General features: G+C 58.0%; 14 protein-coding genes. 7 read left to right on the forward strand and 7 right to left on the reverse strand.

The genetic code is table 11. From position 1 onward, the window contains the following. Window positions 1-60: 60 nt before the first annotated feature. Window positions 61-1,359 carry a type III glutamate--ammonia ligase gene (gene glnT, locus ACVWZG_RS05940; protein WP_457405608.1) on the reverse strand — a complete coding sequence of 433 codons (1,299 nt, stop codon included), beginning with the start codon at window positions 1,357-1,359 and terminating at the stop codon, window positions 61-63. A gap of 379 nt (window positions 1,360-1,738) precedes the next feature. Between glnT and ribH the strand changes: the two genes are divergently transcribed. Then, a complete protein-coding gene (gene ribH / locus ACVWZG_RS05945; RefSeq protein ID WP_414330323.1) occupies window positions 1,739-2,323 on the forward strand; it encodes a 6,7-dimethyl-8-ribityllumazine synthase in 585 nt (194 codons plus the stop codon). Here the strand turns inward: ribH and htpG are convergent. Next, complete coding sequence (gene htpG, locus ACVWZG_RS05950; protein ID WP_457405612.1) at window positions 2,317-4,176, reverse strand: molecular chaperone HtpG; 1,860 nt, start codon at window positions 4,174-4,176, stop codon at window positions 2,317-2,319. The two genes, ribH and htpG, sit on opposite strands and share 7 nt — an antisense overlap. A 107-nt stretch (window positions 4,177-4,283) precedes the next feature. Beyond that, the gene (locus ACVWZG_RS05955) at window positions 4,284-5,753 is read right to left on the reverse strand and encodes an LCP family protein (RefSeq protein ID WP_457405615.1); all 1,470 of its coding nucleotides are present in this window, start codon (window positions 5,751-5,753) and stop codon (window positions 4,284-4,286) included. Here ACVWZG_RS05955 and ACVWZG_RS05960 point away from each other — a divergent pair. The 4 genes from ACVWZG_RS05960 to ACVWZG_RS05975 all read left to right on the forward strand — a co-directional run bounded on the left by ACVWZG_RS05960 (window position 5,752) and on the right by ACVWZG_RS05975 (window position 11,071). Continuing rightward, a complete protein-coding gene (locus tag ACVWZG_RS05960; protein WP_071818151.1) occupies window positions 5,752-6,489 on the forward strand; it encodes a 4'-phosphopantetheinyl transferase family protein in 738 nt (245 codons plus the stop codon). The genes ACVWZG_RS05955 and ACVWZG_RS05960 overlap by 2 nt on opposite strands. A gap of 200 nt (window positions 6,490-6,689) precedes the next feature. Continuing rightward, a complete protein-coding gene (locus tag ACVWZG_RS05965; RefSeq protein ID WP_457405779.1) occupies window positions 6,690-7,085 on the forward strand; it encodes a plastocyanin/azurin family copper-binding protein in 396 nt (131 codons plus the stop codon). Window positions 7,086-7,151: 66 nt separating this feature from the next. Beyond that, a complete protein-coding gene (locus ACVWZG_RS05970) occupies window positions 7,152-9,650 on the forward strand; it encodes an HD family phosphohydrolase (RefSeq protein WP_457405619.1) in 2,499 nt (832 codons plus the stop codon). A gap of 197 nt (window positions 9,651-9,847) precedes the next feature. Next, window positions 9,848-11,071, forward strand: a complete 1,224-nt coding sequence (locus tag ACVWZG_RS05975; protein WP_457405622.1) for a glycosyltransferase — start codon at window positions 9,848-9,850, stop codon at window positions 11,069-11,071. 111 nt (window positions 11,072-11,182) lie between these two features. Here ACVWZG_RS05975 and ACVWZG_RS05980 read toward each other — a convergent pair whose 3' ends face one another. Next, window positions 11,183-12,928, reverse strand: a complete 1,746-nt coding sequence (locus ACVWZG_RS05980) for a peptidoglycan D,D-transpeptidase FtsI family protein (protein WP_457405625.1) — start codon at window positions 12,926-12,928, stop codon at window positions 11,183-11,185. Continuing rightward, window positions 12,877-13,023, reverse strand: coding sequence for a hypothetical protein (locus ACVWZG_RS05985; protein ID WP_414344636.1), 147 nt, complete (start codon window positions 13,021-13,023; stop codon window positions 12,877-12,879). Before ACVWZG_RS05985 ends, ACVWZG_RS05980 begins: the two co-directional genes overlap by 52 nt. Window positions 13,024-13,634: 611 nt before the next feature. Here ACVWZG_RS05985 and ACVWZG_RS05990 point away from each other — a divergent pair. Next, window positions 13,635-14,456 carry a hypothetical protein gene (locus ACVWZG_RS05990; protein WP_457415300.1) on the forward strand — a complete coding sequence of 274 codons (822 nt, stop codon included), beginning with the start codon at window positions 13,635-13,637 and terminating at the stop codon, window positions 14,454-14,456. An 86-nt stretch (window positions 14,457-14,542) separates the two neighbouring features. Further along, a complete protein-coding gene (locus ACVWZG_RS05995; RefSeq protein ID WP_457405631.1) occupies window positions 14,543-16,129 on the forward strand; it encodes an ArnT family glycosyltransferase in 1,587 nt (528 codons plus the stop codon). A 24-nt stretch (window positions 16,130-16,153) separates the two neighbouring features. Here ACVWZG_RS05995 and ACVWZG_RS06000 read toward each other — a convergent pair whose 3' ends face one another. Next, window positions 16,154-17,518, reverse strand: a complete 1,365-nt coding sequence (locus tag ACVWZG_RS06000; protein ID WP_457405633.1) for a gluconeogenesis factor YvcK family protein — start codon at window positions 17,516-17,518, stop codon at window positions 16,154-16,156. After that, on the reverse strand, window positions 17,511-18,494 hold the full coding sequence (gene rapZ / locus ACVWZG_RS06005; RefSeq protein ID WP_457405635.1) for an RNase adapter RapZ: 984 nt from the start codon (window positions 18,492-18,494) through the stop codon (window positions 17,511-17,513). The genes ACVWZG_RS06000 and rapZ overlap by 8 nt, the downstream gene beginning before the upstream one ends. Window positions 18,495-18,516: the final 22 nt, after the last annotated feature.

The following is an 18,516-nucleotide window of genomic DNA, read 5'->3' on the forward strand; positions in this document are numbered from 1 at the left end:
CACTCCAGGCCAGTTGGAAGCCCTCTCTCAAGGTGTAATGAGATAACAACAACTACCGGGCTAGCAATCCAAGGTTGTTTCCCGCTCCCAGGGCGTGATCTGACGGTTGTATTCCTGCCACTGTTGGCGTTTGAGCTTGAGGTAGGCATTCACAAAGGGATCCCCAAGCCTGCTACGGAACAGGGTGTTTTGGTCTAAATGGTTGAGGGCTTCGACCAAAGAGCCGGGCAACGTTTGGGCATTGGGGAGGGGATCGGTGTAGGCGTTGTTGTCACAGCGGGGGCCAGGATCCCGTTGGTGTTGGATCCCGTCCAGGCCGGCGGCAATGAGACCGGCAGCCAAAAGATAGGGATTGGCGGCAGCATCGGCCAAACGCAGTTCAAACCGCCCGGCATCCGGGATCCGAATGGCGTGGGTGCGATTATTGCCGCTGTAGCTGATCGTGTTGGGAGACCAGGTGGCCCCAGAGAGGGTGACAGGGGCATTGAGGCGACGATAAGAATTGACCGTTGGGTTGGTGAGGGCACACAAAGCAGGCGCATGGTGCAGCACCCCGCCGATGAAGTGATAGACCAGTTGAGAAAGCCCCAATTCCCCTTGAGGATCGGCAAACAGGTTTTGTTCGCCTTGCCAAAGAGAAATATGGGTGTGGCAGCCGTTGCCTGTCAGATGAGCAAAGGGTTTGGGCATAAAGGTGGCCCGGTAGCCATGCTTTTCGGCAATGCTTTTCACCATGTATTTGAAAAAGGCGTGGCGGTCAGCAGTGAGCAGGGCGTCGTCAAACCGCCAGTTCATCTCAAACTGGCCGTTGGCATCCTCGTGATCGTTTTGATAGGGATCCCAGCCCAGCTTCTGCATGCCATCGCAGATGTCCCGGATCACCGAAAAACGCCGCATCAAACTTTGCTGGTCATAGCAGGGCTTGGCCTGCTGGTCGCGCTCATCGGAAATGGCCCACTCTTCGGGCGACAGAAGCATGAACTCGCATTCGATCCCCGTCTTGACTTGAAAGCCCATGGCTTCTGCTTGGGACAACACCTTCTTCAATACCCAGCGGGGGGTTTGTGGCAAGGGATCCCCGTTGACCTGAATTAGATCGGCAGGCATCCAGGCCACTTCCGGCTGCCAGGGCAGTTGAAACAAGCGCTCGCGCTCCGGCTGGGCAAACACATCGGGGTCTGCAGGCGTCAAGTCCAACCAGGCGGCAAACCCGGCAAATCCAGCCTGACCCTCTGCCATGAAGTCGATAACTGAGGCAGGCACCAGCTTGGCCCGTTGGATCCCAAGCAGGTCGGTAAAAGAGAGCAGAAAGTAGTTGATCCCTTGGGCGCGGGCAATTTCAGAAAGCGGCTGTGTCATGTACCCAAGCTAGGTCTTGGCCTCAGGTAGAGGTGTGTCTTTCCGCACAAAAATAGATCTTTATCAAAAGAAACGGCCAGGAAGACAAACACCGCCATTTGTATTCGCCCAGGGTTGCGCAGCAATGGGAAAATTCTCCCCTGGCCAACAATTACCCGTTGATGTTCCTTCCCGCTTTTGAGTCAGCCCAGATGGTTGCCAAGGCGGGGTGGAAGTTGAATGCCAAGAGGGCCAGCAAGCCATCGTTTCGAGCAGTACCTCTGGGCATGAAGGCCGGGGCGTCTGCGCCGTGGCTCCCTCAGTGAATTAGGATGGGAAAGCGTGGTTTTGCCGTGTCGGCCCGCTTGTTCTTCTCTTGGGTAGATCTGGAGCAGCGTAGATGGCAGTTTACGAGGGCAATTTTGTTCAGACGGAGGATCTGCGTCTGGCCATTGTCATCGGTCGGTTTAACGACCTAATCACCGGCAAATTGTTAGAAGGGTGCCAGGACGCGCTGAAGCGGCATGGTGTGGATGTCGGCCCGGAGAGCAAGCAAGTGGACTACTACTGGGTGCCCGGCAGTTTTGAGGTGCCTTTGCTGGCCCACCAACTGGCCCAATCTCGCCGTTATGACGCCATCATCTGTCTGGGGGCAGTGATTCGCGGGCAAACTCCCCACTTCGACTATGTGGCAGCGGAGGTCTCCAAGGGCATTGCGGCGGCAGGATTTCGTACCGGCGTGCCGGTTATTTTCGGGATCATCACCGCCGATACCCTGCAGCAGGCTCTGGAGCGGGCCGGGGTCAAGAGCAACAAAGGTTGGGAATACGCCATGAGTGCCCTGGAGATGGCGACGCTGATGCGCCAAGTTGCCCCCGTGCTCCAAGGCAGCTACGGCCACAGCGGCAACGGGGCCGGATCCCGTCCGTCTCTGCCCGGTGGAGCGGAAGCCCTGCAGTCTACCCTGGACAGCGCTGCCTATTGAGGGCGGGTGAGCCGAGTCAGCACTTCGTTGGAGCGCTGCACAAAGGCCCGCGCGGCTGCTGGATCAAAGCTTTTCTGGGTAATCAAAGCCAGATCGTAGATGTGATTGCAGATGAGGTGAACCAAGTCGGGATCCCGACCCTGATCGGCAAGAGACTGCAGGTTTTGGATAAGGGGATGGGCCGTGTTCAGAACCAGGGTGTGCTCTTCCAGAAACTCCAGCGGCTTTTGCTGGATGACGGCGTTGAGCTCCTGCAGGCGCCGCAGCGTCTCCGGTAGCAAGATCATGGCCGGAACCGACTCTGATTTAAGAGCTTCTGCTTTGATCTGCAACTTGTCTTTGCCCAGGGCCTGCCGAAAGAGATCGACCAACTTTTGGCTGCGGGTTTTTTGCGTGACCGGATCCACAATTTCGGCGGCTTTGTCTTTATCTACCAGCGTTTCATCCAGCTCAGAATCTACCCGCTTAAATTGGATCCCTTCTTCTTTGTATTCCCGCTCCAAAAAGCTGCTGAAGTGGCTGTCGATCCAGCTATCCAGCATGATCACTTCCAGTCCTTGAGAGCGGTGGAGATCGATGTAGGCACTCTGGCCAGCCTCATCGGTGGCGTAGTAAACTCGCTTGTTTTGCCTATCGCGGGTGCGCTCCAGGTACGCTTTCAGGGTCACATATTCGGGTTTATCGGCAGGGGATCCGGCCACTCGGAAAATGAGAATATCCTTAATCTGGGCAAAGAACTTGTCGTTGTTCATCGCCCCAAACTTCATAAAGAGGCTGATGTCGGGCCAGACCTTGACGTATTTTTCGTAATCTTCCCTGTACAGTTCATTGAGACGATCCGCCACCTTTTTGGCAACGTGATCCCCAATGCGCCTTACGGTGCGGTCATTTTGCAAGAAGCTGCGAGAGACGTTGAGGGGAATATCCGGGCTGTCGATGGCCCCCCGCAGAGGTAGGAGGAACTTGGGGATAACTTCCTCACAGTTATCTTGGACAAAGACTTGATTGCAGAACAGCTTGACTTGACCCTTGGTGGGATCAATATCCGGGCGCAACTTGGGAAAATAGAGGATCCCTTGCACGATGAAGGGATAGTCGGTGTTGATGTGCACCCAGAAGTGGGGATCCTCTTGAAAGGGATAGAGGTAGCGATAAAACTCTAGGTAATCCTCATCTTTGAGTTCGGAAGGTGAAGTTCTCCACAGGGGCTTTTGCTTGTTGATCACTTCCCCGTTTAATTTGATGGGAACGGGGATGAAATCGCAGTATTTACGAACCAATTCCCGAATGCGGCTTGGCTCCAGGTATTCTTCGTTTTCGGGGGTGATGTAAAGGGTAACGGTGGTGCCGATGCTGGAGCGCTCAGAATCGGAGAGGGTAAAAGTAGTGGTGCCGTCACAAGCCCACTTCACCGGCGTGCTGCCGGGCCGATAGGAGAGGGTGTCGATCTCCACTCGCTGCGACACCATAAAAGAGGAGTAGAATCCTAGACCAAAGTGGCCAATGATTGCTTGCTCTGCGTCTTTGCCCTTGTACTTTTGAATGAACTCTTCAGCGCTGGAAAAAGCCACCTGGTTGATGTATTTTTTCACTTCCTCGGCAGTCATGCCAATGCCGTTATCGGCCACCGCTAAGGTCTTGGCCTCCTTGTTGAGGGCAATCGTAATCTCCGGCTCTGGGAGATCTGCCACTTCGCCGGCAAGGCTGGCCATCTTCAGCTTGGTGATGGCATCAGCAGCATTGGAGATCAGCTCCCGCAAGAAGATCTCTCGATCCGAGTAGAGAGACTGCTTGATGATGGGAAAGATGTTCTCGGTGTGGATGGTGATGGATCCCTGTTCCAGCACGGTCATAGGTGGCTCAGCACTCAAACAAGCTCAGTGCTAATCTACAGAGACCGAAAAGTCCCCGACAAGCAGGCTCTTTTTCGGAAATCCGTACTCGCAACCGAACCGGCTCTCTAGAGCTGAGCGGCTCCGGGCGGAGCTTGGGTTTGGCCGTTGGCGTCAGCGGCGCGGAGTGCTTCATCCAAAGCCAACTGTTGAGCCCAATCTTGGCCGACTCGAATGGTGACATCGGAGTTGAGAACGCCAGTAGATTCTACCCGCACTTCTCCCAGGCCAATGGCGGCGCGGATCTGTTTAGCCCCCTCCCGATCCCCGCTCTGGGCGAGGATCTCCGTTTGCTGCAGCACCTGAGTGCTGTCTTCCACGGCAAAAGCATGGGCGTATCCTTGTCTCACCAATTCTTGCACCATACGGCGGGCCATCCCGGGCTCTCCGGTCGCGTTTTGCACGGCTATGCGCAGGCGGTGTGGAGGAATGCGGGCTACCTCTGCCTCCAGGCCAAAGTGGGAGACGGCCACCCGTCGGATCCCGGCTGGATCCGGCAGCCAGTAGCTGGTGGAAAATTCTCCCGGCTGGCTGAAGCGGCCCGGCAACAGCACCAGGTCGATGCGATCGCCCCCAGAGGTGAGGACAAACTTGGCCAAGCTCAGAACCTCTTCCCAGGTGAGGTTGGTATCGAGGTTGGTGCGGATAACCTGCAAAATCTTTGGGATCCGCGGCCAGACGGCAGGAGAGAGCAGTTCCCGGCTCAGGGCCCGCAGCAATTCCTGTTGCCGTTGCACCCGACCGATATCCCCCAATCCCAGGTGATCGCGGCGAAAGCGGGCAAAGTGGTGGGCTTGTTCTCCATTGAGGCGTTGCCAGCCGGGCTCCAGGTGGATGAACAACTGCTGGGTGTGATCTGCGTACTGCATCGGTTCCGGCACGTAGATTTCCACGCCGCCCACCGCGTCGATCAGCTCTTCCAGAGCATCGGTATTGAGGCGAATGTAGCGGTCAATCGGGATCCCACCCATCAAGTGGCTGACCACCTGGGCCGCCAGCGCCGGGCCCCCTGCCAAGTTGGCAGCATTGATCTTGGTCACGCCAAAGCCGGGCAAGCGCACACGAGTGTCGCGGGGGATGGACAAAACGGTAATCCGCCGCGCCTGGGGATCAAAGCGGGCCAAGAGAATGGTGTCGCTGCGGGTGTGGAAGCGATCTCGCTCTGTGGGCAAGGGCAGGGTGGGATCCGGGTTGTCCGTGCCGAGAATGAGGATATGCAACGAGCGATCCAGAGCCGCAGCCCGTAAGGCATCGGGACGGAAGGCTTCTTGTTCTGCAGGAGTGAGGGAAGTTGGGATCACCTGACGGGGCAACATCACGGCCAAGAGGGCACCGGCAGAACCCGCCAACACAGCCGTGAACCCCAACAACAGCCAGAGGATCCCCTGACGAATAGCCTGCTGACGAGCTGCGCGGACACGGTCAGGACGGGGGGGATAGTGGAAGGAGGGCATCAGGTCAGACCAGGCCTCGCGAGCGCGTACAGGAAAGGGTGTACTGTCTGGGTGGTGTTGCCAACCCCACCAATTCAAGGCCATGTTACCCTATCCTCAGTTTTCAGAGTTGTCTGGATCCAACTTCAGCGAGGTAGCAGTCGCCACAGGGGGATCCCTGCAGCCGTTGTCGGGAAAGTCAGAGGTGCATCTTTGGCTGCAGACAGTCCCCCCGTTGGAGAAGTTGCTCCCCCAGCTCGGCCTTCTTTCCCCTGAAGAATGTCGGCGGGCAGAGCGTTTACAACTGCCGGCAGATCGGCGCCGCTTTCTGGCCGGTCGTCTTGGGTTGCGGAGCTTGCTTAGCCGCTACAGCGGCATTCCGCCCCAGGGGATCCCCCTCGACCACAGTTCTACCGGCAAACCCTACTGGCGGGATCCACCCCTGCCGCTGCAGTTTAACCTCAGCCACTCCCACGAGCGCGTCCTGATCGGCCTGAGATGGCAATACCGCATTGGAGTGGATCTGGAATGGGTTCGACCTGTGCTCCGCTGGCAGCGCATCGCCCAACGCTATTTTTCGGCTGCTGAGCAGGGCCGTTTGGCCAGCTGTCCAGCTCCAGAGCGGGATGCCCTTTTCTTTCAAATGTGGACACAAAAGGAGGCGCTCCTGAAGGGAACAGGCAGGGGTCTGGCCGGCTCCAGAGCTTTGGACGGGGACTCTTGCTGGGTAACCCTACCCCTTCGGGTTGCCGGTGGCTACGCCGCTGCGGTAGCCCTTGAAATAAGGAAAGACGGAGAGGAAGCCCCAGCCGTGCGGCTCTACGAGGATGTGGATGGCTAGACAGGGCAGAAGGGAATCAAAACCTCTCCGCCTAGAGATGCTATCTTGAGTTTCCAGGCTACTCGCAGAGGAGTGAGAAGGGAGGAGTGAGAAGTGAGAAGGAGGAATCTCTTCTCTTTGCTCTTTTCTCTCTCCTCGTTGTTGCAATGTTAAACAGGTTCTGTCATTTCCTGGTGCTGGGAATCTGGCTATCGGCCCTCATGATTGGGATCCCTGGCCTGGCGCAGGCGCGGGATCTCTCCAGACAAACGCCGCAGGAGAAGGTTATTGAGTTGGGCACTGCCGACAATCAGTTGGTGTTTGCGCCCAAGGAACTGTCTTTTCGCAACGGCAGCCTCTACCGTCTTCGCCTGAGCAACCCCAGCCAATTGAAACATTATTTCAGCGCCAAAGATTTTGCCGATGCCGTTTGGACCCGTAAGTTGGAAGTGGCCGGTGTGGAAATCAAGGGCCAGATCCGAGAACTGGAGCTGAAGCCAGGCGCTTCGGTGGAGTGGCAATTTATTCCTCTGAAATCTGGGGTCTATTCTCTGGTTTGCACCATCCCCGGCCACGCTGAGGCGGGCATGATTGGGCAGATTACCATTGGCGATTGAGATCCTCTTCCTGGGCTACCCGGCCAAAAGGGGATAGAAAAGAGAAAGACGCTGCCAGGCCAATCCATGAAAAACCCGCTCACGCCCAAAGCCCTTCGCGCTGCCGACGCGAACGCGGAACACTGGACTCGGGGATGCCAGGCAGCCCCCCCTCGAAAGAGCAGGCTCTCCCTTTCGGAACGGGTTGCTGGCTATGCCATAGCGCTTCTCTCCCTCACTGCTGTCCACGGGATCCGCTACTACAACGAACCACAACTGACCGTCGGCAGCCGCTCCCCGCAGACGTTTCTCGCCCCTGCTGCGGCGGAGATCGAAGATGTGGAGGCTACCCAGGCCCGACAAGCTGAGGCGCGACGGCGGGTGGTTCAGGCCCTCAAAATCAACAGCACCGCCAACGACAGCATGCGGCAAAATCTGGAGGCTCTCCTGGCTGAGGTGGAGGCCATCCGCCAAGAGGCAGGTTCTCTGCCCTATGTTTCTGTCCAGTTGCTGTCTCTGCCAACGCAGATCTATCTGCGCCAGCTTTCCCCAGAGGAGTGGGAACTCCTTCAGGCTCGCGCCCGACAAGAGGCCATCCGCGCCCGTGCAGCCACCCCATCTCCTTTGGAAGAGCCTTCTTCGGGGCGACCGGAGCAGCTTCCTCCGGAGCAGCGGGCCAAGCAAGAGCTTGTCGAGGTTTGGCAGCGGGTCTGGTTGGACGGATCGGCCACCCAGATGGCGGCGACGGATCCCTATACTCAGCTAATTGCCCAGGTGGAAGCGGCGCAGCAGCGCTATCGGGCAGCTTTGCCGGCTCTGGAGCAGCTCACCCCCCCTGTTCCGGCCACCGTTCTCAACTTGGCAGATGCGGATTGGCAGCATTTGCAAACCTTGAGCCGGCGGGTCTTAGAGCGCCTGCAGAAGATAGGGATCGTGGATGGCCTGCCCCGCGAAGTTCGCGCCGAAGGGATCCAAGCCCAACTGGACGATTTGATTTTTCCGGGCAGCGCCGCCCAACGACAGGAGCTGCAGGCCCTGGTCTATCAGTGGCTGCAGCAGGTGCTCATTCCCAACGTGGAGGTGGATCCCCAGCGCACCGAGCAGCGCATCCGCGCCGAGCTGGAAAAAGTCGAGCCGGTTCTGATCTCGGTTGCCGAGAACCAGGTGATCGTGCGAGCAGATCAGCTCATCACTCCCGAAATTTTTCTCATCTTGGACCACTTTGGGCTTACCCAGCGCGGGATCAACATCTGGGGCTTGGTGGGAGTGGCCGGAGTGATGGGCATGGGCCTGGCTGTCTTTGTGCCTCTGCAACAACGCTTGAGGCCGGGATTGCGCCGCCGGGATCGGGTGTTGATCCTCATAGTTTCCCTGACCGCTCCCCTTTTGGCGGCCTTGTTCAAGCTGGAGTTCAGCTCCCTGCCGGCAGTGGGGCTGTTGCTGGGCAGTTTTTACGGGGCAGGGCTGGGCTTGGTGGTGGTGGTAGGCCAGGCGCTGTTTTTGCCCTTGGTCTCCCCTGTCAACCTGCTCACCCTTGTACCCTTGCTCTCCGGCAGCGTGGTGGCCTCTGCCCTGGCCGGGCGTTCCCGTTCCCGCGAAGAGCTGGCCTTGTTGGGAGGAGGAGCGGCAGCGGTGCAGATGCTGGCCTACGGGGCGGTTAGCTTGGCCACCACCGGTGGCATCGACCTGTTGGCCATGGCTTTGGCAGGGGGAACCAGCTTGGGATGGAGCATTGTTGCCCTGGGAGCCAGCCCCTACCTGGAGCGCCTGTTTGACTTGGCCACCCCCATTCGTCTGATCGAGTTGAGCAATCCCAATCGCACGCTGCTGCGGCGGCTGGCTGCAGAGGCCCCCGGCACCTTCCAGCACACTCTGCTTGTGGCCACTTTGGCAGAACGGGCTGCCCAGAAGCTGAACCTCAACGTGGAGCTGGTGCGCACCGGCACTCTTTACCACGACATCGGCAAGATGCTGCAGGCCCGCTACTTCATCGAGAACCAGATGGGCAGCCTCAACCCCCACACCCAACTGGACGATCCCTATCGCAGTGCTCAGATTATCAAGGCCCACGTCAGCGATGGCTTGCGCCTGGCCAAGCAATATAATCTGCCTACCGCCGTCCAGGCGTTTATCCCTGAGCACCAGGGGACGATCCTGATTGCCTATTTCTACCATCAAGCCCAGATGAAAGCCGGGGGTCAGCCCGTACCCGAAGAGCCGTTCCGCTACGATGGCCCGATCCCCCAGAGCAAGGAGACGGGGGTGGTGATGATGGCCGATGCCTGTGAAGCCGCCCTGCGCAGCATGACTCTGAGCGATGGCTTCGGCCCCGATGTGGTCGAGCGGGCAAAAGCTGTTGTCCGCAAAATTGCCCAGGCCCGCTGGCAAGATGGCCAGTTGGTTGATAGTGGGCTGACGCTGGAGGATTTGGAGGTGGTGGCAGACGCTTTCGTGGAGGTCTGGCGGGAATCCAACCACGAGCGCATCCCCTACCCCAGTTTCACCCCTGCCCCCTCGCTGCCTGAGACTGCCTCTGCTCAGGCCCAGATCCCGGTGTTGATGAGCCACTCCACGGGATCCCCTTAGCCAGGTGACCTCTCCCGTTCGCGTCAGTGAGACGGAGTCCTCAGAAGCTAAGTAGGTAGAGAAAGGTCTAGCCCTGCGGCTCATCGATCAGTACGATAGGGGATCGTTCTGTGGACCCAGTATGAACCAAGGCAGTCCTAGGATTTGCAGCCCTAGGCGGAGGATTTTTGTTTTATTGTTTTTGGATGGCCTGCTGAATGCTTCATGAAGCTCCTACTTCCTCTGCCGATCCCAAAGCTTCTGCAGCTCCTTTTCAGATTTCACCTCTGTCTCAGTCCAGCCCTGTCCAACTGTCGCTGGTCATTCCCACCTACAACGAAGCCTCCAGTATCTGCAGCCTGATCCGGCAGTTGTGTGCCCACCTAGACACGATTCTGCCTGGAAGCTATGAGTTGATTGTGGTGGATGACAATAGCCCCGATTACACTGCCAAAGTGGCCCAAGGATTGCAAAAAGAATTCCCTCAACTGCAAGTCATTTGTCGCCACCACGAACGAGGCCTGGCCACTGCCGTGCTGCGGGGATGGCAAGCTGCCCGCGGCGAGGTGTTGGGGGTTATGGATGGGGATTTGCAGCATCCGCCGGAGATTGTCCTCAAATTGTGGCCGCTCATCCAGAAAGGGGCAGATTTGGTGGTGGGCAGCCGCTATGCACCATCGGGAGGGGTGAGCCACTGGAGCCTGGGCCGGCGCATTGTCTCCCGCGGGGCCCAATGGATCGGGTTGGCTCTGCTGCCAGGGATCTTCAGCCGTGTTTCCGATCCGTTGAGCGGACTGTTTCTGGTCAGACGCCAAGCCATTGCCGGGATCCCGCTCAACCCCAAGGGTTACAAGCTGCTGATCGAGGTGCTGGCGCGGGGCCGGGTGAAAACCATTGCTGAAGTCGGCTACATCTTTCAGGAGCGCCAAAACGGGGAGAGCAAAATCCAACTGCAAACTTGTCTCCAATATCTCCACCACCTGATGGTGCTGCGCTTTTCGCTAGGGCAGGTGGGATCCTTTTTGCGCTTCAGCACGGTTGGCCTATCCGGCACCTTGGTGGACATGGCTTTGCTCTATGTTTTGCACGATCCCACCAACTTAGGATGGGATCTCATAACCAGTAAGCTGGTTGCTTCGGAGGTGGCCATTCTCAATAACTTCCTCTGGAACGACCTGTGGACTTTTCGCCATGTGACCCGCTTGCAGCCGGGGCTCTTGAATCGCCTGAAGCGGTTGGCGAAGTTTAACGTTATCTGCTTAATTGGCTTGGTTCTCAACACTTCACTGGTGACCTTGCTGAGCGAGCGCTTGGGCATTCATTATTTGTTGGCCAACTTAATTGCCATCGGTATTGTTGTATTCTGGAACTTCTACCTCAACTCCAAGCTGAGCTGGAGGAGTGCAGAGGTTAAGTCGGACTCTGTGGGTGGCCAGTCTTGAGTAGGGCTTTTTCCAGGAAGAGCCAATCCGGAGGTATGGGCATTTCGCTCATTTCCTCACGGTCTGGGCCCCCTTTGGCATCCACCTTCGCCCCTTGTTCCTATGGCTGCGCTAAGTAGAGTTAGGGCGGATCCCCTCTAGGGCGATGATCTCCTGGATCACCGAGCGAACAACGGGAGCAGCCGTCGTCGAGCCGAAGGCATCTTCCCCCTGGGGCTCGTCGATCACCGCCAAGATCACGTAATTGGGGCGAATGGCCGGGAAATAGCCCACAAAACTGGTGATGCGCTTGCCGGGCAAATAGCCCCCCCGTGGCCCGGCTTTCTGGGCAGTGCCGGTTTTGCCGCCGATCTCATACCCCTCGATCTTGGCCGATTGCCCCGTGCCAAAGTCCACCACATCCCGCATTTGGATACGCACTGCCAGGGTGGCTTGCTCGGATAGTACCCGCACCGGCTGGGGCTGCGGGGATCCCCAAACCAGAGTATCCGTATCCTTTTCCACCAAGCCTCGCACCACATGGGGCTGCACTTTCAGTCCGCCATTGGCAATGATGCAATGCATGGCAGCCAACTGTAGAGGGGTAAGGGCCAGCCCCTGGCCGAAAGCGACAGTGGCCCGCTCCACCGGCACCGTAACAAACTGTCGCAGCGGTTTCAAACGGCTGGCCGGCTCAAAGGGCAAATCCACGCCACTGCGCTCGTTGAACCCCAGCCGCACCAAGGCATTGTAGTACTGGCGGGGATCCAGCTTGCGCATTAGATGTACCATGCCCACATTGCTGGATTGCCGCAGGATATCCGTGACGCTCATCCAGCCATGGGCCCCTCGTTGGTGGTAGTCGTAATTTTGAATGGGCCACTGACCGATGAGAATCCGACCCTCGTCATAGACCCGTTCATCTGCTGTAAAGGCTCCAGCATCCAACCCAATGGCAATGTTGATGGGCTTGAAGGTGGATCCCGGCTCATACAAATCCGTTACTGCCCAGTTGCGAAAAAGACCGGGGTCATACTCAAAGTAGCGGTTGGGGTCATAGGTGGGCTCGCTCACCAGAGCCAAAATCTCCCCCGTGTGGGGCTGCAAGATGATCACCGTACCCCGCAGCGCTCGAAACCGTTGCAGTTGGGCTTTCAGGGCAGCGCGGGCAGCTCTTTGCAGGCGCATATCTAGGGTAAGTTGCAGCACCGTCTCGCCAGATTGCAGCAGCCCTTCCGGCACCTCGGCAGCCAACAGTCGTCCGTAGCCATCGCGAGGAATAGTAACAGGCTGAACAGTACGCTCCAGCAGCTCTTGCCGGGAATATTCCACTCCCGCTTGGCCCTGATGATCCAGATCCACATAGCCCACCACCTCGGCGGCCATCTCTTTTTGGGGGTAAATGCGTTGCCGCTCGCTCACCAGCTCCAGGCCATCCAGATGCAGAGCCTGAATTTGATCCGCCACCTCCTGGGATACCCAGCGCTCCACCCGCACTGCCTGATTGGCCGACAGCCGCTGCGTCAGTTGCTCCACCGGACGCCGCAACAGGGGAGCAAGGGCAGTGGCAATTTCCTCTGGAGTGCGTTTGCCAAAGAGGCGGGGATGGGCCCAGAGAGTATAGACGGGGCGATCTACGGCCAGCAATTCTGCCTGCTGCTTGGCAATAGAATGACGATCCAGAATCGAGCGACGAGGAATGAAAGGTCTTAGCTGGGCTCGCTGCTGGGCTTCGGCTCGCTGCTGCAATAGGGGTGCCTGTTGATGTTGCAAATAAACCAGACGTGCTCCTGTTACAAATACGGCGATGATCAAAGCCAGTCCGGTCATGCCGGCGCGAAAGTCAAGCTGGCGGGCCGTCGGGATCCGCTCCCCCAAGAGCCATCCCAGCGCTGTTCCCCACTGCCTAGAGCTTCGCGGTGAAGGGATCCAAGAACCTCTGCGTCGGCGCCGTTGAGCAAGTTGCCGGCCATTTTGCCTTGTCTCCAGAGATTTCGGCACAGGCCGCCCTACCCTAGCCCTAGGTCTGCCTTCCATTGCAATCCTCACATGAGCACCACCGCTAGTTTGGCGCTCATCCCACTGTTATGCCACCCCACAGCTTCTGGGAAAGACCTTGGGATCCCGAAAAGCAGCCCAAGAAATTTTAGAGGTGTTGGAGATAATTTAAGTGTTGGAGATAACTTAATTAATGCCTCAGAACATGAATTAGGTGCGGGCAAGTCCTCAGACTTTTCGCACTTGGATCCGCAGTTTTAAATCACATTCAAAAGAAACTGGGAGGACATGAAAAACCCAACTCACTTGCGTACATTCAACAGCTCAAACCTTTAACTTGCTTGATTTAAAACCTCTTCCCGGCGCCTCGTGCAGTCAGCCACTCAATTTCCGCTCCTGGTTGGAGAGAGGGGAAGTTGAATACAGCACAGCGAAAACCGGAGGACTTACTGCTTTTCATAATTTTTTAAACGCTTCGTATTCTCGGAAACAGACGACCGGCAGACTAGCAAGCCATAATCTAAACAAATCCAGCTTTCTCGGAGTTAAGTCTATGAAATGCGTGGAGGAGAGCCACAACAAGCGCGTGTACCAAGAGCCTCCCAAGGATTTATCTTTTGGGCTACTTCTTGCCTTCATTCCTCTATCTTTTGCCTTCATTCCTCTATCTGTCTCGACTTTACTTTGGTTGCACCAAGGCGATCGCCACTTCACCTGCTTTCGAGTTGCCCAGTCTGCGGTTAACTGCGAAGTGTTTTTCCAGCCGTTGCTGCCTTTGCCAAGTACGACTAAACTCTACAAGGACGTGAGAGAGGCTGGAACCAAAACCGAAATCGAGACAGATGAAGATGGAGACAGAACAACCTACTATGTCACGCTGAAAACTCCTGCAGGAGAAAGGAAAGCCTGGTCGGCTTCCAGTGAGAGTGAGGCTCAGGAACTGGCAAGGCGCGTTCAGTCTTTTGTGAACGGCACAGAGAGTCAGCTCTTAGTATATAGCAGTAAGCCCTCAGTGAATTTGATTATAATCTTTTTCCTCTTCTTCCTTTTGCCAGAGGAAGAGATTTTTACACTGATATCGGCAGGGATTGTTACACTGATATTGGCTTTTTGGTGCCGCCACCTAACCTTTGACCGCTCCCTGTACCAAATCCAGGAGGAGTACCTCACTCCTTTTGGATCACGAGGGCAGAAAACTTATTCCTTCCGAGATGTGCAGCAGGTCACGGTTCAGGCCAGGACAGATTCTGATGGCGATACTAGCTTTTCGGTAGAGGTGACATTGCAATCCCAGGAGCCTTTGCTATCCATCTTCAGTAGCAGTGAACGGGAGGCGCGGGCAGAGGCCGAGAAGCTGGGTCAATTTTTGGGGTGTCCGGTCATTTTTTTGCGGGAAACAAATTCATAGTGCTAGAGGGACGTAGCCCCGAGAGGTATTCGAGAGGTATTCAAGGTAAGTTAGATCTGTCCATCTGCCCATAGGGATCCCCTCCATTGCCTAGAGCGGTTTGGCTAATCCTGGGGTTGGGCTTGTTCATGCGGGGCCTGGTGGCTGCCCTTTTGCCGCCGGGCTTTGACGAAGCCTACTACTACCTCTACACCCGCCATCTGGATTGGAGCTATTTTGACCATCCGCCGCTGGTGGCCTGGACAACGGGCTTGGGGCCTGCCTTGACCGGCCAGGTGTCGGCTTTTTCTATTCGACTGGGATCCCTGCTGCTCTATTCTGGCTCTTCCCTATTCCTCTACTACACCGGAGCGCGCCTTTTCTCTGATCGGGCAGGACTGATCAGCTTGGCGGCCATCAGCATCGCGCCGATCCTTTGGATTGGGTTTGGGGTGCTGACCTTGCCGGATAGCCCGCTGATCTTTTTTACGGCAGCAACCCTATGGGTGGCCAGCCAGGAGTTTTTCCCGGTGCCTTTGGGGCAGGGGAAATTGGGAGTCTATGGGGCGGCTCGCTATCGGCCAGGGCCTAGGCTAGCGCTCATAGGTCTCTTGGTGGGGCTGGCCTGCTTGGGGAAGTACCACGGCTTGGCTTTGGGGTTCGGCCTGGTACTCTTTTGTCTGCTCAGCCCAGTTCATCGCTGTGCCTTGAGGTCGGGCTGGACGGTGCTGGCGGTGCTGGGTTTTGTGCTGGCCTTCAGCCCGGTGCTGATCTGGAACGCCCAGCAGGATTGGGTCTCCTTTCGCTTTCAGGCGGGGCGGGCGGTGCCGGAGGCAGGGTATCAACTGCAAGCGCTGGGGCTGACGATCCTTTCTGAAATCTTTTACCTGTTCCCCAGCTTGGGGATCCCTTTGGGGTGGGCGAGTTTGGCAGGGACGGGTCGGGTGGCCCTGCAGATTCTCCGCGGGATGCGGCTGACGGATGAAGAGCTCAAGCACCTTTTGATCCTGGCCTGTGGATTACCGCTGGTGTTGGCCTTTACCTTGATGGGAGGCTACCGGCCCATCTTGCCCACCTGGCCCATGCCGGGGTTTTGGGTGCTGACGCTGCTGCTGGGATCCTTCTGGGAACGGTGGCCGGGAGCGAAGCGAACCTTGGTGGGGACGGCAGTGATGGTCAGCTTGGTGGTGGGGGTGGGGCTGGCCCATGTGCGCTATGGCCTGCTGCAGGCTCCTGGCGGGCTGGGCCTGTGGCCGGTGGAGAGGGATCCCTCTACTCAGCTCATTGAAATTGAGCAGTTGCGGCAGCGCTTTCGGACGGATCCCCGCCTGGCTCAGGCCCTTGAGGAGGCAGAGTTCGTTTTTACCAATGCCTATTTTTTGGGCGGTCAGATCGCCATGGCCCTGGCTCCGCTGACGGACAAGCCTCTGACCTGCCTGGATGCGGATTTGCGGGGCTTTGCCTTTTGGTCGCAGCCGCAGGACTGGCTGGGGCAGGATGGGCTGCTCATCACTTCCAAGTTGTTCCAGCCGAGGGCAGGGATCCCAGCCACCTATGGCGACTACTTTGCCCAAATCGAGCCTGTGGCCGAGGTTCCCCTGGTGCGGGCAGGGGCGGTGGCGCAAACCTTTCAGGTGTACCTGGCTCGACAGATGCGCAAGCCCTATCCCCGCCCTTATTCCCGCCTGCAATAACAGCAGAGGACATCCTGGGCAAAGCTAGAGGGGGCGATGTCTGTCGAACCAGCGCATCAGCATTGCAGCCAAGCGTTCGGGGTTGTGGCGCACCAAGCCGGTCTCTGGATCCTCTTGCATGACGTTAGCCAAAACGGCACGGCAGCCCAGGTAAGCCAGTTTGTCGGGATCCAGCACCACAAACTCAGAACCGCTGCGGCGGTAATGCTCCAAAGCGCGCGGGGAGGGTGGCTCCCGCTGCACCAGCACGCCGTCAAATAGGCGCACTCCTGCCACCCGATCCAGAGCCATGACGTGATCCCCAACGGTATAGCCGTCGGTTTCCCCCGGCTCGGTCATGATGTTGCAGACGTAGATGTGGGGGGCCATATTTCTGGCGATGGCCTCGACAATTTCCGGCACCAACAGGTTGGGAATGATGCTGGTGTAGAGGCTACCCGGCCCCAGCACCACAAACTCTGCCGCCTCAATAGCCTCGATGACTTCCGGTAGGGCGGGAGGGTTGGGGGGGTCACAGCCGATTCGGCAAATGCGTCCTCCGGCTTTGGCAATGTTGGACTCTCCCACCACGCGGCGGCCATCGCTCAGCTCCGCCCAGAGAGTAACATCCGCCAGGGTGGCCGGCAGCACCCGCCCCTGAATGGCCAAGACTTGCGAGGTGGCAGTGATGGCCCGAATCAAGTCGCCGCCGGTTACCGCGGTGAGGGCAGTGATGAACAAATTGCCGAAGCTGTGGCCGCTCAACCCTTCCCCCGACTGGAAGCGATATTGAAACAGCTCGGTGAGCAGCTTTTCTTCGTTGGCCAGAGCAGTGAGGCAGTTGCGGATATCGCCGGGGGGCAAAACGCCGATCTCCCGCCGCAGACGCCCTGAGGATCCCCCGTCATCGGCCACCGTGACAATGGCTGTGATGTTGGAGCTGTAGCGCTTCAGACCCCGCAGCAGGTTGGAGAGGCCGGTGCCGCCCCCCAGTACCACAATGCGGGGACCACGGCTGAGACGCCGCCGCGACAAGAGCTTATCCACCAGCGCTTCATCTCCCTCGGGGATCAGCACATCCTCGATGGAGCGCATGGCGCTGCGAAACCCCAGCACCACCATCACCAGCCCGATCCCGGTCACCAGGGGGCCACTGATGTTGTTCGGGATCCAAGTGGTAATCAAGCGCAGGGTGATGTCGATCAGCCGCTTCAGGCGAAAGATGGGGGTCAACTCCGTCCAGATGGCAATGCCCAGCACCATCAGCAGCACGCCCCCAACCGCCAGGCTCAGCCAGCGTTTAACGGCTAAACCGGGAAAGAGCCATTTCCAGCCACTTCCCGGCCAAGCAGCCTTGCGGCGACGAATGCCCCAAACAGGGGACTTGTTGCTGGGCACAGGCTTAGCCATGGGAAGGTGCAGGAACGCCGGCCAAAGGGATCCTAACCTGTTGCTGGGCAACGCCGGCTTCGCCGGGCGCCGGGCCAAAGCGGGCTTCCAGCTCCCGCTGAGAGTCGAGCAGATGGCGATGCTGAACCTGAACATTCAGGTCGGGAAGAACGTGGTTGCCGGCAGGGACAGTCCAAGGCTGCAAATCCTGGGCCAGGCGCTCCACCAGGGCCACCGAGCGGTGCTGACCGCCGGTACAGCCGATAGCCAAAGTCAGGTGGGGGCGACGCTCTGCGCGGTAGTGGGGCCAAAACGCTTTGACCAAGGACAAGATGTGCTGGTAGGTGGATTGTGTGATGGGATCCGCAAACAAGAACTCCTGCAGCAGGGGATCCTGCCCAGTGAGGCGACGCAGATGGGGCTGAAAGAAGGGGTTGGGCAAAAAACGCACATCGAACAGCAAGTTGGCATCGGGGGGAACGCCGTATTTGAAACCGAAGCTGACCAGCCTTAGGTTGAGGGGCTGGGGGATCCCTTGCACCAAAGCTTGCAATTGCTGCCGCAGTTGCTGGGCATTGAGGTCGGAGGTATCCAACCAGTGGGTGCAGCGTTCCCGCACCGGGGCCAGAGCCAGCCGCTCTTGCTCAATGGCCTCCCACAAACCCGCAGCTTCCCCGTAGGGATGGGGACGGCGGTGGGCGCTGAGACGGTTGAGCAACACTGGGGAGCGGGCCTCCAAGAATAGGAAAGGGATCCCTTGCGATTGCACCCAAGCAGCCAGGGTGGGAACTTGATCCCGGTACTCCTGGGCGTGGAGATTCAAGCTGATGGCCAAAGCAGCGTGATGGGTCCGCATCGCCTCAACCAAGGGGATCACCTGGGCAGGCGGGATCCCTTCTAGGCTGGTGTACCCCAGTTGTTCCAACTGCTGGATGGCCAAAGTTTTCCCGGCTCCCGTCAGGCCGGCAATGACCAGAACGGGGGGCGCGACTGACATGGGTTTATCCTGCATGGAGCTT

This window comes from Thermostichus sp. OS-CIW-33, assembly GCF_054059615.1.

Excerpts from the sequence above, each read along its gene's own strand:
- glnT (WP_457405608.1), bottom strand. The coding sequence starts at position 1,359 with ATGACACAGCCGCTTTCTGAAATTGCCCGCGCCCAAGGGATCAACTAC.
- ribH (WP_414330323.1), top strand. The coding sequence starts at position 1,739 with ATGGCAGTTTACGAGGGCAATTTTGTTCAGACGGAGGATCTGCGTCTG.
- htpG (WP_457405612.1), bottom strand. The coding sequence starts at position 4,176 with ATGACCGTGCTGGAACAGGGATCCATCACCATCCACACCGAGAACATC.
- ACVWZG_RS05960 (WP_071818151.1), top strand. The coding sequence starts at position 5,752 with ATGTTACCCTATCCTCAGTTTTCAGAGTTGTCTGGATCCAACTTCAGC.
- ACVWZG_RS05955 (WP_457405615.1), bottom strand. The coding sequence starts at position 5,753 with ATGGCCTTGAATTGGTGGGGTTGGCAACACCACCCAGACAGTACACCC.
- ACVWZG_RS05965 (WP_457405779.1), top strand. The coding sequence starts at position 6,690 with ATGATTGGGATCCCTGGCCTGGCGCAGGCGCGGGATCTCTCCAGACAA.
- ACVWZG_RS05970 (WP_457405619.1), top strand. The coding sequence starts at position 7,152 with ATGAAAAACCCGCTCACGCCCAAAGCCCTTCGCGCTGCCGACGCGAAC.
- ACVWZG_RS05975 (WP_457405622.1), top strand. The coding sequence starts at position 9,848 with ATGCTTCATGAAGCTCCTACTTCCTCTGCCGATCCCAAAGCTTCTGCA.
- ACVWZG_RS05985 (WP_414344636.1), bottom strand. The coding sequence starts at position 13,023 with ATGGCCGGCAACTTGCTCAACGGCGCCGACGCAGAGGTTCTTGGATCC.
- ACVWZG_RS06000 (WP_457405633.1), bottom strand. The coding sequence starts at position 17,518 with ATGGCTAAGCCTGTGCCCAGCAACAAGTCCCCTGTTTGGGGCATTCGT.
- rapZ (WP_457405635.1), bottom strand. The coding sequence starts at position 18,494 with ATGTCAGTCGCGCCCCCCGTTCTGGTCATTGCCGGCCTGACGGGAGCC.